This is a genomic window from Nonomuraea recticatena, from assembly GCF_039533245.1.
Taxonomy (GTDB): Bacteria; Actinomycetota; Actinomycetes; order Streptosporangiales; family Streptosporangiaceae; genus Nonomuraea; species Nonomuraea roseola.
In genome coordinates, this window is record NZ_BAAATE010000007.1 from 181,565 (window position 1) to 195,757 (window position 14,193).

The following is a 14,193-nucleotide window of genomic DNA, read 5'->3' on the forward strand; positions in this document are numbered from 1 at the left end:
GCGTGGTCGCGGGGCCCTGTGCGGTACCACTCGCGCAGTCTGGCTCTGGAGAAGGCCAGGCCGCGGTCATCGCGCCGAACCTGGTCAGCGCGTTCGGCGTGTTCTTCATGACCCAGTACCTGTCGGCCGCCCTCCCGACGGAGCTGCTCGAGGCCGGCAGGGTGGACGGGTGCACGACGTTCGGCCTGTTCTGGCGGGTCGTGCTGCCGCTGGCCAGGCCGGCCGCCGCCGTCCTCGGCATGCTGACCTTCATGAACGCCTGGAACGACTTCTTCTGGCCGCTGGTCGTCCTGACCCCGGAGAACGCCACGGTCCAGGTGGGCCTGTCGGCCATCTCCAGCGGCTACTCCGTCGACTACTCCTTCACGCTGGCGGCCACGACCGTCGCCACGATCCCGCTGCTCGTCGTGGCGATGCTGTTCGGCAAGCAGATCATCCAGGGAATCATGCACGGAGCCCTCAAGGGATGACCACTGGGCCTGCGGCTACGAGCCCAGGTTCGGCACCGCGCACGTCGACCGCGCGACGCGGCGCCGTACCCCAAGGAGAGCGCGCTCTGGCTGCGCGACGGATCAGAAAGAACGCCTTGACGCGATTGCACCGCACGCCTTGAATTCGGGATGGTGCGCTCAAGAGAGCGCTCTCTTCCCTCAGGAGGCGCAGTGACCCCCCGCCGCATCGGCGCCCTCAGCGCGATCACCCTGCTCTTATCGGCCTGCCTGGCCACCGCCGCGCAGGCGGCCGCCCCGCTGACCGTCACCGACTTCGAGAGCGACACGCTGCCGCCCGGCGTCGTGGCCTGGGGCAACGACGGCGCTTCCACCCCCACGCTCAGCATCGAGACCGACACCAGCCGCGTGCTCAAGACCGTCTACAACGTCAGCCAGTGGGGCGGCTGGTCCCACGACCTGCCCGCCGGCCAGGACTGGACACCGTACGAGGGCTTCGCCTTCTCCGTGAAGGGCACGGGCTCCGGCCAGAAGATCTTCTTCGAGATCAAGGACGGCGGCGGCGGGCCGGGCAGCTCGGAGCTGTTCGAGTCGTCGTTCACCGACACCGAGGCCGGCTGGCGCCGCGTCGAGGTGAAGTTCGCCGACTTCGTCAGGCGCGGCGACTACCAGCCGGGTGGCGCGCCCACCGACGGGCAGCTCGACCTGGAGACGATGTGGGGCTACTCGATGCGCCTGCCGTCCGCCTCCTCGGGCACGCTGCTGTGGGACGACGTCCAGGTGTACGGCACCGCCCCGCCCCGCCCCGTGCGCCTGACCACCACCGCGCCCGTCTACCCGGTCAAGGAGAAGGGCTCGGCGCAGGTCGGCGTGGCCGTCTCGGCCGTCCCGCCCGCCGACCTGACCGTCCACTACAAGACCGGTTCCGGTACGGCGACCGCAGGCTCGGACTACACCCCCGCCGAGGGCACGCTGACCTTCCCCGCGGGCACGCCGGCGGGAACGGTGAAGACGTTCACGGTCACCACCAAGGGCGACTCCGACGCCGAGGTCGCCGAGACCATCCCGATCGTGCTGTCGGGTGAGGGCGTCACGCCACCCGCCGACGACGCCGTCGTGGTGATCGACGCGCACGGGCTGCCGTACCTCGACGCCCGCAAACCGGTGAAGCAACGGGTGGCCGACCTGATGGCGCGCATGACCCCGGCGGAGAAGATCGGCCAGATGACGCAGGCCGAGCGGGGCGCGCTGGCCAAGCAGGACGACATCGCGACCTACCTGCTCGGCTCGCTGCTGTCGGGCGGGGGCTCGGCGCCGGCCGCCAACACGCCCAAGGGCTGGGCGGACATGGTCGACGGCTACCAGTTGCGCGCCCAGCAGACCAGGCTGCAGATCCCGCTGATCTACGGCGTCGACGCCGTCCACGGCCACAACAACGTGATCGGCGCGACGATCTTCCCGCACAACGTCGGCCTGGGCGCCACCCGCGACCCCTCGCTCGTGGAGCGGACCGGCAAGATCACCGCCAGGGAGGTCAAGGCCACCGGCATCCCATGGAACTTCGCGCCGTGCCTGTGCGTGTCGCGCGACGACCGCTGGGGCAGGGCCTACGAGTCCTTCAGCGAGGACCCCGCGCTCGTCTCGCGGATGGCCTCGATCGTGGACGGGCTGCAGAAGAACGGCGTGCTGGCCACGGCCAAGCACTACGTGGCCGACGGCGGCACCGCCTTCGGCTCCTCGACCACCGGTGACTACACCATCGACCAGGGCGTCTTCACCGGCAGCAGGGCCGAACTGGAGGCCATCCACCTCGCGCCGTTCGTCGAGGCGGTCAGGCGCGGCGTGGGCACCGTCATGCCGTCCTTCTCCAGCGTCGGCGACACCAAGATGCACGCCCACAGGGAGCTGATCACCGACGTCCTCAAGGGCAGGCTCGACTTCAAGGGCTTCGTGATCAGCGACTGGCAGGCCATCGACCAGATCCCCGGCGACTACCCGAGCGACGTCCGCACGTCGATCAACGCGGGACTCGACATGATCATGGTCCCGTACGCCTACGTGAGCTTCGTCGACACCCTGACCGCCGAGGTCGCCGCCGGGCGGGTCGCGCAGTCCAGGATCGACGACGCGGTCTCGCGCATCCTCACCCAGAAGTTCGAGCTCGGCCTCTTCGAACGCCCTTACGCCGACAGGTCGGGCCTGCCCGACGTCGGCTCGGCCGAGCACCGGCAGGTGGCCCGCGCGGCGGCCGCCAGGTCGCAGGTACTGCTGAAGAACGACGGCGGGCTGCTGCCGCTGCCCTCCTCCGCGAAGGTGTACCTCGCCGGCTCCAACGCCGACGACCTCGGCAACCAGGCCGGCGGCTGGACGATCAGCTGGCAGGGCTCCTCGGGACCGATCACCGAGGGCACGACCATCCTGCAAGGCATCAGGGGACGCGCCGCCTCCGTCACCCACTCGGCCGACGCGTCGGCGCCGCTGGCCGGTCATGACGTCGGCGTGGTGGTCGTGGGTGAGACGCCGTACGCCGAGGGCTTCGGAGACGTCGGCCGCCAGGGTCGCACGCTCGACCTGTCGGCCGCCGACCGCGCGGCCGTGGACAAGGTGTGCGGGGCGCTCAGGTGCGTCGTGCTCGTCGTGTCGGGACGGCCGCTCTCGCTGGGCGACCTCTCGGGCGTCGAGGCCGTCGTCGCGTCATGGCTGCCGGGCACCGAGGGCGCGGGCGTGAGCGACCCGCTGTTCGGGGCCGTGCCGTACACCGGCAGGCTGCCCTTCTCCTGGTTCCGTACGGCCGGGCAGCTGCCGCTCAACGTGGGCGACGCCGCCTACGACCCGCTCTTCCCCTACGGCTGGGGCCTGCGCACCGACCCTGCGAGGCCACGCCTCAAGGCGGTGCGCGACCAGCTGGCCAAGGGTGACGGGACGTCCAGGGCGGCCGCGGCGGCGCTGAGCGTCGCTCTGGCCTCGCGCAACTGGACGGCGGACGGGTCGGTGCGGGACACCAGAGTGGTGCTGACCTCGCTGGGCGTGGCGGCGGCGCTGTTGGAGCGCTCGCGTAGCGACACCTTCGCCCAGGACGACGCGGTGGTGTCGGTGGCGAGGGACGTCGCGCAGGCGGCAGGGCGCAGGCCCGACCTGCAGGCGGCGGCCGATCACGAGCTGGCGGCGGGCAACCTCAGGAAGGCCGTGGACCTCCTGACCCAGTCGGCCCGCTGACCGGTTTCGAAGGGGCGGGCCGCGCGCTGCGCGCCCGCCCCGTTTGTCTACGGCGTCGAAGATCGTCTAGCGTGGATCATTCCGTCCGCACCCCCCGAGCGGAGAGGACCTCCGTGCCGGGCTCGAGCACCACGCCCTGGACGGCCGCCTACACCCGCCTGGTGGCCGACAACGTCCGGCATCACCGCACCCGTCAGGGCCTCAGCGTGCAGAAACTCGCCGACCGCTGCACGGCCATGGGCCTGCCCATGGAGCGCTCGAACCTGGCCAAGCTGGAGAGCGGCCACCGAGCGTCGGTCACCGTCCCCGAGCTGCTCGTGCTCGCCCACGCGCTCAACACGCCGCCGCTGCTGCTGCTCGCGCCACTGGGCCGCGCCGACAGCGTGGAGATCCTGCCCGGGGTCGAGGCCGCGCCGCAGGAGGCGGTCTTCTGGCTGGACGGCACCGCGCCCTCGTCCACGGCGACGACGAGGGCGCCGACGCTCGCGCCGAGCTCCAGTCGCTGCGCGCCCACCAGCGGCTCGTGGACGAGTGGTCGGCTCGCACCCGCGCGGCAGGGGCGGCCCGTGCCCGTGCCGAGACACCGTCGCGACCTCGCGCCTGGCCGGGTCGCGGTCTCGCGGCCCGGTCGGAGGGCGCGGGCGGCAGGGGGCGGACGGCAGGGGGCGGTCAGCCGTCCTCGGCGAGGCACAGGCAGAACGGGTGCCCCTCAGGGTCGAGGAAGACACGGAAGTCGCCCTCCTCGCTCGGCTGGAACTCGTGCTTGGTGGCGCCGATGGCCAGCACCTGCGCCTCCGCCTTCTCGAGATCGTCGACGGTGACGTCGAGGTGGAACTGCTGCGGCATCTCGGCTCCGGGCCAGGCCGGCGGGCGGTAGTCGTCGACCTTCTGGAAGGCCAGGCGGGGGAAACGGCCGCCGTCGCTGACGACCACCCAGTCGTCCTCGTCCCCTGTGACCTCCCAGCCGACCAGTTCGGCGTAGAAGCGGCCCAACCGCTGTGGGTCGGCGCAGTCAAGGACGGTCGAGCGCATCCGCGCGATTCCCGACATCGAGCTCTCCTCTCCTCCGTGCCCGCTGTTGATACACGGGCCTACCGACATTCCCAGGAAGGGCGGCCCTATCCCAGGGACCTCGCGGCGTCCTGCGATGATCGCGATCGCGGAGGGCGCCCATGGTGAAGCCCGGAGCTGGGGGCACGGCACGACGAGATGAGACGGCGTGGGCGTACAGGAGGGGTTCCCGCGCCACCTCACGCGGCGGTGGCCAGAACCCCCAGCTCCGGTGTCAGGCGGACGCGGTGACGGCAGGAAGAGCGAGCAGGAGCTCGTGCGGCTCACTGCCGGACCAGTCGCGGATGAAGCGAGCCCCCTCCTCGCCAGGAGCGAACTCGTCGAACCCGAGAGGTCCGAAACACCCCGCCTTCTCCAGCATCTCGATGAGCGGGTCGTCCTCGGGGAGGCTCTCGGTGTAGGCGGCCGCGTCGAGCAGCGCCAGGGCGCAGCGGGCGTTGTGCCCGTCGTCGGCCGCCTCGACCCGGTCCAGGCGGCGACGCCCCTGCGCGCGCAGGTACGCGGCGAGCGATTCGGTCCTACTCACGTCCATCCTCTAAGGTCACACACGTTGGGCAACGTCATCATCACGCAAAGTGAGCGGTGATCGTGGGTTCTTCCACAACTTGCCGCCAATCAGCCCCCGGAAACCAACACGAAACGGGCATGCGGAATCATCAATGGCATGACTGCGTTCGACGACCTCCTCGCCGCCAACGAGACGTATGCACGGGCGTTCGCCTACTCGGGCCTCACGGGCAGGGCAGCGCGTGGCCTTGCCGTCGTGACCTGCATGGACTCCCGCATCGACCCCCTCGGCCTGCTGGGCCTGCGGGCCGGTGACGCCAAGATCCTGCGCAACGCGGGAGCCAGGGTCACCGACGACGTCCTGCGTACCCTCGTCCTGGCGGTGTACCTGCTCGGAGTCCAGCGGGTGCTGGTGATGCCGCACACCGACTGCGGGATGGCGAAGGTCACCGACGCCGACGTGCACGCCCTCACCCAGGAGAACGGCGTGGACACCCGCAGCCTGGAGTTCCACACCGTGCCCGATCAGGACGCCGCCCTCCGCCACGACCTCACCCGCATCAGGACCAGCCCCTTCCTACCCGCCGGACTGCCACTGGCGGGGGCGATCTACGACGTCCACACGGGCAAGCTGATGCCGGTCGAAATGCCCTAGCGCCTTTCGCCGCGCTCGGTGTTGAGCGCGGAGTGACGGCGACTGTAGAGGAAGTAGATGATCAGGCCGATCAGGAACCAGACGGCGAACCGCAGCCACGTCGAGGGCGCCAGGAACGTGATCAGCCAGATCGAGAAGATCACCCCGATGGCCGGCACGACCGGCATGCCGGGCACGCGGAAGGAGCGGGGCAGGTCCGGCTGCCGGTAGCGCAGGACGATCACCGCGACACACACCACGACGAACGCCAGCAGGATCCCGATATTGGTCAGCTCCGCGGCCTCCCTGATCGGGAGGAAGCCCGCGATGATCGCGGAGGCGACGCCGACGATCCAGGTCACCCTGGTCGGCACCCTGCGTACGGGATCCAGCTTGGCGAACCACTGCGGCAGCAGGCCGTCCCTGCTCATGGAGAACCACACTCGGGTGACGCCGAGCATGAAGGTGAACATGACGGTCAGAATGCCGATGATGGCGCCGACCGCGATGATGCCCGCCAGCCCTGACAGGCCCACCGAGGCGAACGCCGTGGAGAAGCCGCTCTCGGGGTCGATCTCCGTGTAGTTCTGCATGCCGGTGAGCACCAGGCAGGCCAGCACGTACAGCACCATGGAGATGACCAGCGAGTAGATGATCGCTCTTGGCATGTGCTTCTGGGCGTCCCTCGACTCCTCCGCCGCCGTGCTCATCGCGTCGTAGCCGAAGACGGCGAAGAACACGGTGGCCGCGCCGGTGATCGCCCCTGCGACCCCGAAGGGGAAGAACGGCGTGTAGTTGGCGGTGTTGATGTGGAAGTAGCCGACCACGATCACGAGCAGCACCACGGCCACCTTGATGATGACCACGATCGTCTCGAACCTGGCCGCCGTCTTGATGCCGAGCGTGAGCAGGAACGCGATCAGCAGGCACAGCACCACCGCGAACAGGTCGACGACGCGCCCCTCACCGGTGCCCGGCGCGCCGAGCATCCAGGCGGGCAGATTGATCCCGAGCTGACCGACCAGGAAGCCGAAGTAACCGGAGATGCCGATCGCGACGACCGCGACGATGGCGGTGTACTCCAGCAGCAGGTCCCAGCCGATGAACCAGCCGACGATCTCGCCGAGTACGGCGTAGCTGTAGGTGTAGGCCGACCCCGCCTTCGGGATCATGCCCGCGAACTCGGCGTACGAGAATGCTGCCGCGGCGCTGGCGATGCCGGCGATCAGAAAGGAGATGAGGACCGCGGGCCCGGCCGTCTGGTTGGCGACCGCTCCGGCCAGCGCGAAGATCCCGGCTCCGATGATGCCGCCGATGCCGATGGCGGTGAGCTGCCAGAGGCCCAGCGTACGAGAGAGCTCACCCTCGTGTTCCGTGGCGATCTGGCTGACCGGTTTGCGGCGAAGAATCCCCGATCCACCGCCATATGAGTCCTGCGTTGACATCATGGCGACCGCCTCCCCCCTTTCACGGTAGCCACAGGCATGGCACCAGGAGAAGGGGCAGGTCAACGGGGTGATCGGTGCGATGCCGGCTCGAATGGCAGCTCAAGGATCGCGTGAAGTCCCGGCGACACCGGCGGCACCGGCCTCGCGCCTCGGTCCGCCGCCCCGGGTGCGGGATCCGGGACATTACGAAGGCTTAGCCGTCCGGTGGCCCTCGCCCTACCCGCCCGCGCCTCCCGGCTCCCGGCTCCCGGCTCCCGGCTCCCGGCTCCCGGCTCCCGGCTCCCGGCTCCCGGCTCCCGGCTCCCGGCTCCCGGCTCCCGGCTCCCGATGATGCTGCCATCGGTGCGGGGTTGGCGTGTCCGTGTCAGAGGCTGAGTTCGTAGACGTTGTTGAAGGGGTCGTCCACCGGCAGCCGTCGGACCTCGGCGAAGCCCGCCTCGAGCGCCATCGCCCGCAACCGGCCCTCCGGCAGCCCGCAGGTGCCGAGCCCCGCGCCGCCGCGAGCGAGCGAGACGGGCAGGCAGTAGGCCAGACTCAGTCCGTAGAGCACCGTGCCCATCGGGCCGACGTTGTCCTGGCTGCGGTCGGCGCAGTTGATGTCGACGCACACGTAGCGACCGCTCGGCTCGAGCCCGTCATGGATGGCCCTCAGCAGCCCCGCCGGATCCGCCGAGTCGTGCAGCACGTCGAACGTGGTGATCACGTCGAAGGGGCCTGGCAGCCCCGCGGCGCCGTCGTGCATCTCGAACCGCACCCTGTCGCCCACCCCTGCCTGACGGGCGTTCTCGGTCGCGGCCTGGATCGCGGGCTCGTAGCGGTCGAGGCCCACCAGCTCACAGTGAGGGAACGCCTGCGCGAGCTTGATCAGCGCACGTCCCTGCCCGCAGCCGACGTCACAGACCCTCGCTCCCACCTCCAGCGTGGTGCGCACCTCGGGCATGAGCGGCAGCCAGACCGGGACGAGCTGGTGCTCGAACCAGGGCGCGGTGAAGCGCTCGATCGCCTCGGCCGCCTCCTGGCCGTACAGCTCCTGCCGGACGCCCTCCCCCGAGCGGAACGCCTCCAGGAGCGCGTGGAAGCTCTCGCCGAATGTGGTGGAGTAGTCGAAGAAGGCGGCGCCCATGAACATGGTCCCCGACTCCTCCGCGAGCACGGGCACGTGATCGACGGGCATGGCGTACCTGCCGCCGTTCGCGTCGAAGGTCAGGTACCCGGCGGCGGCCATGCCGTGCAGCCACTCGCGCACGTAGCGCTCCGCCAGCCCGGTGCGTCCGGCCAGCTCCACGCTGGTGGCCGGTCCCGCGGCGGCGAGGTCCTTGAACAGGCCCAGCCGATCGCCGATGGCGGCCATGAAGATGGCGTTAGCGCCCACGTAGTCGCCGAACACCTTGTCCATGAACTCCTCGGTCGACGCTGTGCCGTCCGTCTGGCTTGTCATCTCGCTCTCCCCCGATCGTGAGCGACCCACACGGCATCCGCCTGCGGGACCCTCCGTACCTCCCCAGGTCATGGCCCCGGCATGTCTCTCGCGTACGGGGGCAGCCATGCACGGGCATCGCCGGTCAGCCGCGCCGGCGCTGCGGCGAGGGCATGGAGGACCGGCGCGGGAGGCCGGGGTCGGCGCTGAACGTGGCCATGCCCCGCTGCACCGATGCCGCCGTCAAGCACCTACGCGAGCAGGGCCGGCCGGTGACCGACCTGCGCGAGATCACTACGTGGCGGTGGACACCTCGGCGGAGGCCATCGCCCACCGCCTCGCCATTCGGGGGAGCGCCCAGACGGCCCGGCCGCGTACTGGCGAACGGCCAGGCCGCCTACGTCCGCTGCGACACCGTCGCCTGGAGGAGCTGATCGTGCAGGCGGGGCGGGTGGTGCCAGCCGACAGTCCGCTCGACCGGTCGGGTGCGCGTACGGGCGTCAGGACGTGTCCGTGAATTCGCAATGGCGGTTCGGTGTCGGGCCGATAAGAAACGCGGTCGAGTGCGCCGCCTCAAGGGATCGTCACCCCACAGCTTGGAGCAGGTACCTGGGATTGAGGTCCCATCAGCCGCCAATTTTGTGCGGATGTTCTATACAGAAATGCGATAGGTTCCCCGGCATGGGAAAGGCGGGTCGTCGGGGAAAGCGTGCGCCTGCGGATCGTGATGTCGAATTCGCGCTGCAATCCATCGCGAAGCGGATGGGATCGTTCGGCGAGCGCTGGCGGGTCAGGGACGGGCTGGTCTGGGGGCCGGGCAACAGCGCGGTCGTGATCCGCAGTCTTGACTTCGACGACGGTCCGGCTCACCTCGACCTTGGAATCACACTCGACGCCAAAGACGACAGCGCGCCGGTCCTGTGGGACTGCACCTCCGGGGCGGGCGGCACGAACGAGGCTGCGATCAAGCAGGCCGTCGAGATGTGGGCGATGACAGCGGGCGCGACCTTCATGGAGTTGACCTCGCCAAGCGGGGAACTCGCCGATCACATCCAGAGCGCCGATCCTGAGGGCTTGACCGGCCACCATGTCATCCATGGACCGGTCGCGGCCTTCGCGATGGGCGGCGATTTCGAACCGCTCACCGAATGGTTCATGGACAATCCGATGCTGCCGCGGCTTGGTCAGGCGCTGGTCGGCTCCTTTGACGACCCCAGGATCAACGGAGTCAAGATTCTCTGCGGCGGCGACCAGGAAACTGAGATCGCCGAAGTCCGGGTCAATGGGGAGGTCCACGAGGAGGCTTCGGCGATTCTGCTGCGGTTGGGCTGGCCTCGTCTGCCGGAATTCGCTTATGCGCGAACGTACCTCCTGGTGCTGCCCGAAGATTAGGGCGTCGCCGCGGGTCGTCGAATCGGGCCGCGGAGCCAGATCCTGATCGAGGCGACGTCGATGGTGCCCTGCTGGATGCGCTCACGCCTGTCCGTTCCATGATCATATATTCCATCCTCCTTACCGAATGCCCCCAGCGGCCGATGACGGGCTCCGAAGGCATGCTGATGGCGCGCGCACCACGGTGGAATCCATCCACTCCCTACCGTCGGCCCCGTCGCGCCCTCCCCGCAGCCATCCACGACCCGCTCGCACACCACCCATCGACCGGCGGCGATGCCAGGGGTAGATGCTCTGCCGGTTGCTCTGGCAGGGCGGCAGGTGGTGTTGGTTCGGACTCGGAAGAAGACTCGCTTGATCAGCATCCGGTGATCGGCGCATCGGCCACCCTGCCTTAGATTGACCGGCAGCAGCGGTGCCGGCCGTTGCCATGGGGCCTCGGTCAGATCATTTCAGGAGCTTCGCATCCACCGAACCGATCCATGTCCGACCACTATTGAAGATCGACACGCCCTGGAAGGGGTACCGGCAAGAAGCGTGTCATAAGCCCCGGAACGGCATTATGGGCATGCGCGCAACGGCCGAAGCGTCCACCCGAAACCAAAGATCACCGATCCAGAGAGCGAGTCGTCCCCCATGAGCGACTTCCCCCCGACGGACGAAGGACCCCTCAGCTTCACCTTCCCAGGCGACCACACGGACACGGTCCCTCCGCTTCACCTGCTCGCCCTGGCGGGCACCCCCGACTCCTCCTACGAGCGGATTCGCCCGCAGCTGCGCGACACTGACACGCTGGCCTTCTGGTCGATGGTCGTGAACGGTGTCGACGTGGTCGCGGTCGGGATGAACGAGAAGGCGTTCCCGCTCGACCGTGAGAACGCCACCCGGCTCACCCACCTGCTCGGCCTCTCGGACGACGCCCCGCACCAGTTCGTGGTGTCCATCGACTGCGACCCCGCCAACCCGGACTTCCTGAGTGTCGAGGTCGGGCTCGGCTGGGTCGAACTCCGGCTGTACCAGGATCGGGTGTACACCGGCGTCCGCGTGATCATCCCCGCCGACCGCTGCGACGAGGTGCGCGCGGCGCTGACCACGCTGACCGAGCTGCTCCCACAGGCCCAGCACGTCGCCTGACGGAAGCGCGATCTGGACGGCCCGGGCAACGTTCTGATCAACGGGCCAGCATCGGGTGCGACGACTTCCTGGCGGTCGAGGCGGATCGCCGCTCACCCTTCGCCTACCCCATGCTGGTCAGGGGCATCAGCACGGTGATCGCTCGTTCGCCGCATGCGTGCGCGGTCGCGGCCGGCTTGTGGGCCCGTCCGATCTCCTTCGGCGGGTGGTCTCCGCGACGACAGGCAGGATGGCCGCTCGGTCGACATACTCGGACGTCGCGGTGAGGCCGGCTTGCCGGGAGCGTGCCGTCAGACACCCGCAACTGCGGCCCTGACGTGACGATCGACCGCATGGCGTACGCCATCCCGCTCCTTGCGGTGGTCATCATCTGGCCACCGCGGCGCAGCGGCCCGACGACAGCGCCTGGTCCTCATCACCGACCGCCAGGGCACTACCCCAGCGGCCCGCGCCAGCGCACCGCTCCAGGGACACCCCCAGCAAGACCGTCCCAGGGACACCGCTCCAGCGGAGCCTTCACAACGGCACCGTCACGGGCTCCCAGGTAGAAGACACAGGCACGAGGACGCGGACACAAGGACGCCGGCAGGCACGCGGACGCAGGCAGGCAGGCACGCGGACGCAGGAGGAGCTGGGGGCTCCCCTGGGCGACCAGGCCGAGAGGCCTGTGGCGAGGTCTGTGTCCCAGCCCGTGGGGCTTGAGGACCGTATCGCCAGACGTGGCCGACGGTGGCGAGGTGCGGGGCCTAGGCGTCGATGTGGTCGCGGTCCACTTCGGCGGCGCTGTTCACGATGAACTCTCTGCGCGGGGCCACGTCGCTGCCCATCAGGAGGGCGAAGATGCGCTCCCCCGCCTCCGCGTCCTCGATGCGGACCCGGCGCAGGATGCGGTGGCGCGGGTCCATCGTGGTCTCGGCCAGCTGGTCGGCGTCCATCTCGCCCAGACCCTTGTAACGCTGTACGGGGTCCTTCCAGCGCTTGCCGCGCCGCTCGAGATCGCGCAGCACCTTGTGGAGCTCGGCGTCGGAGTAGCAGTAGATGTACTTGTCCTTGCCCCGCCCAGGGTTGGTCAGCTCGATGCGGTGCAGCGGCGGCACGGCGGCGAAGACGCGACCGGCCTCGACCATGGGCCGCATGTAGCGGTGGAAGAGCGTCAGCAGCAGGCAGCGGATGTGCGCGCCGTCGACGTCGGCGTCGGCCATCAGGATGATCTTGCCGTAGCGGGCGGCGTCGATGTCGAAGCTGCGGCCCGAGCCGGCGCCGACCACCTGGATGATCGCGGCGCACTCGGCGTTCTTGAGCATGTCGGCCACGGAGGCCTTCTGCACGTTGAGGATCTTGCCGCGGATCGGCAGCAGCGCCTGGAACTCCGAGTCGCGGGCGAGCTTGGCGGTGCCCAGCGCGGAGTCTCCCTCCACGATGAACAGCTCGCTGCGGTCGACGTCGTCGCTGCGGCAGTCGACCAGCTTGGCGGGCAGCGCGGAGTTCTCCAGCGCGCTCTTGCGCCGCTGGTTGTCGCGGTGCTCGCGGGCGGCGATGCGCGCCTTGGCGGCGGCGACGATCTTCTCGAGCGCGGCGCGCAGCTGCTGCTTGAGCCCGCGCGGCGGGTTGGCGAACACCTCTTTGAGCTCGCGGGAGACCACGTGCGAGACGATGCGCGTGGCCGCCGAGGTGCCGAGGACCTCCTTGGTCTGGCCCTCGAACTGCGGCTCGGGCACCCGGACGGTCACCACGCCCGTCAGGCCCTCGAGGATGTCCTCCTTGGTGACAGGGTCGTCGCCGTTCTTCAGCAGCCTGGTCTCGCGCAGCACCTCGTTGATCGTGCGGACGAGGCCGCGCTCGAAGCCCGTGATGTGGGTGCCGCCCTTGGGGGTGGCGATCACGTTGACGAAGGAGCGGATGGTGCTGTCGTAGCCCTTGCCCCAGCGGATGGCCACGTCGACGGTGAGCTCACGCTGCACCTCGGTGGGCGTCATGTGGCCCTGGTCGTCGAGGACGGGCACGGTCTCGTGGAAGTGCCCGACGCCCTGCAGGCGCAGCACCTCGCAGACCGCCTCGTCGCGGGCGAGGAACTCGGTGAACTCGGAGATGCCGCCGTCGAAGCGGAACTCCTCGGTCTTGCCCTCGTGGATGAGGGCGAGCGTGAGGCCGGGGACGAGGAAGGCGGTCTGGCGCAGCCGTACGTGGATCTCGTCGATGGAGACCTCGGCGTCGGGCAGGAAGATCTGCTTGTCGGCCCAGAAGCGGACGCGGGTGCCCGTGACGCGCTTGCGCAGCTTGCCGCCGTCGCGCAGGCCGGACTTCTTCTTGAACTTGGCCGCGGGGCCGTCGCCGTCGAAGACGCCGGGCACGCCGCGCCTGAAGCTGATGAGGTGGACCTGGCCGTCGCGGTCGACCTCGACGTCGAGGCGGGACGACAGCGCGTTGACCACCGAGGCGCCGACGCCGTGCAGGCCGCCGGAGGCCGCGTAGGAGCCGCCGCCGAACTTTCCTCCCGCGTGGAGCTTGGTGTAGACGAGCTCGACACCCGGCAGACCGGACTTGGGCTCGAGGTCGACGGGGATGCCCCTGCCGTCGTCGCGGACCTCGATCGAGCCGTCGGCGTAGAGCTCGACCTCGATGCGGGTGCAGTGGCCCGCGAGCGCCTCGTCGACGCCGTTGTCCACGATCTCCCAGAGGCAGTGCATCAGCCCGCGGCTGTCGGTGGATCCGATGTACATGCCTGGACGCTTGCGGACCGCCTCGAGGCCCTCAAGCACCGACAGGTGACGAGCTGTGTAACCCGCCTCCACTACCGTCACTCCAGCTCCTCTGGTCTAGCCATCGAACACGTGTGCGTAGCCTACCGTTCTTCCCGTCTGCGCGCGTACAAGCTTGCCATCGGGTCACGTTTGCCGTTACCAACGGGGCCTTGGACGTTACCTT

At 69.4% G+C, this 14,193-nt stretch carries 11 protein-coding genes; 5 read left to right on the forward strand and 6 right to left on the reverse strand.

The features are described 5' to 3' along the window. Nucleotides 1–2: 2 nt before the first annotated feature. Both ABFX50_RS16725 and ABFX50_RS16730 read left to right on the forward strand, forming a co-directional pair. Complete coding sequence (locus ABFX50_RS16725) at nucleotides 3–470, forward strand: carbohydrate ABC transporter permease (protein WP_346147363.1); 468 nt, start codon at nucleotides 3–5, stop codon at nucleotides 468–470. 192 nt (nucleotides 471–662) lie between these two features. Then, nucleotides 663–3,665 (forward strand): glycoside hydrolase family 3 N-terminal domain-containing protein, encoded by a 3,003-nt coding sequence (locus ABFX50_RS16730; protein ID WP_346147364.1) that lies wholly within the window; start codon nucleotides 663–665, stop codon nucleotides 3,663–3,665. 193 nt (nucleotides 3,666–3,858) lie between these two features. Here the strand turns inward: ABFX50_RS16730 and ABFX50_RS16735 are convergent, their stop codons facing one another. The 3 genes from ABFX50_RS16735 to ABFX50_RS16745 all read right to left on the reverse strand — a co-directional run bounded on the left by ABFX50_RS16735 (nucleotide 3,859) and on the right by ABFX50_RS16745 (nucleotide 5,262). Then, nucleotides 3,859–4,179: a hypothetical protein gene (locus tag ABFX50_RS16735; protein ID WP_346147366.1), complete on the reverse strand. Its 321-nt coding sequence runs from the start codon at nucleotides 4,177–4,179 to the stop codon at nucleotides 3,859–3,861. Nucleotides 4,180–4,334: 155 nt separating this feature from the next. Then, complete coding sequence (locus ABFX50_RS16740; protein ID WP_346147368.1) at nucleotides 4,335–4,715, reverse strand: VOC family protein; 381 nt, start codon at nucleotides 4,713–4,715, stop codon at nucleotides 4,335–4,337. 235 nt (nucleotides 4,716–4,950) lie between these two features. Next, nucleotides 4,951–5,262 (reverse strand): hypothetical protein, encoded by a 312-nt coding sequence (locus tag ABFX50_RS16745; RefSeq protein WP_346147370.1) that lies wholly within the window; start codon nucleotides 5,260–5,262, stop codon nucleotides 4,951–4,953. 138 nt (nucleotides 5,263–5,400) lie between these two features. Between ABFX50_RS16745 and ABFX50_RS16750 the strand changes: the two genes are divergently transcribed. Further along, the gene (locus ABFX50_RS16750; RefSeq protein ID WP_346147372.1) at nucleotides 5,401–5,898 is read left to right on the forward strand and encodes a beta-class carbonic anhydrase; all 498 of its coding nucleotides are present in this window, start codon (nucleotides 5,401–5,403) and stop codon (nucleotides 5,896–5,898) included. Here ABFX50_RS16750 and ABFX50_RS16755 read toward each other — a convergent pair. Both ABFX50_RS16755 and ABFX50_RS16760 read right to left on the reverse strand, forming a co-directional pair. Next, entirely contained in the window at nucleotides 5,895–7,325 is a 1,431-nt protein-coding gene (locus tag ABFX50_RS16755) for an amino acid permease (RefSeq protein WP_346147374.1), read from the reverse strand. The genes ABFX50_RS16750 and ABFX50_RS16755 overlap by 4 nt on opposite strands. 364 nt (nucleotides 7,326–7,689) lie before the next feature. After that, the gene (locus ABFX50_RS16760; protein WP_346147376.1) at nucleotides 7,690–8,763 is read right to left on the reverse strand and encodes a class I SAM-dependent methyltransferase; all 1,074 of its coding nucleotides are present in this window, start codon (nucleotides 8,761–8,763) and stop codon (nucleotides 7,690–7,692) included. A 660-nt stretch (nucleotides 8,764–9,423) separates the two neighbouring features. Here ABFX50_RS16760 and ABFX50_RS16765 point away from each other — a divergent pair. Continuing rightward, nucleotides 9,424–10,134, forward strand: a complete 711-nt coding sequence (locus ABFX50_RS16765; protein ID WP_346147378.1) for a DUF6348 family protein — start codon at nucleotides 9,424–9,426, stop codon at nucleotides 10,132–10,134. 636 nt (nucleotides 10,135–10,770) lie between these two features. Beyond that, complete coding sequence (locus ABFX50_RS16770) at nucleotides 10,771–11,268, forward strand: hypothetical protein (RefSeq protein WP_346147380.1); 498 nt, start codon at nucleotides 10,771–10,773, stop codon at nucleotides 11,266–11,268. Nucleotides 11,269–12,014: 746 nt separating this feature from the next. On the opposite strand, the gene ABFX50_RS16775 is transcribed toward ABFX50_RS16770, so the two are convergent. Then, nucleotides 12,015–14,069, reverse strand: coding sequence for a DNA gyrase/topoisomerase IV subunit B (locus ABFX50_RS16775; RefSeq protein ID WP_346147382.1), 2,055 nt, complete (start codon nucleotides 14,067–14,069; stop codon nucleotides 12,015–12,017). Between the last annotated feature and the right edge of the window lie 124 nt (nucleotides 14,070–14,193).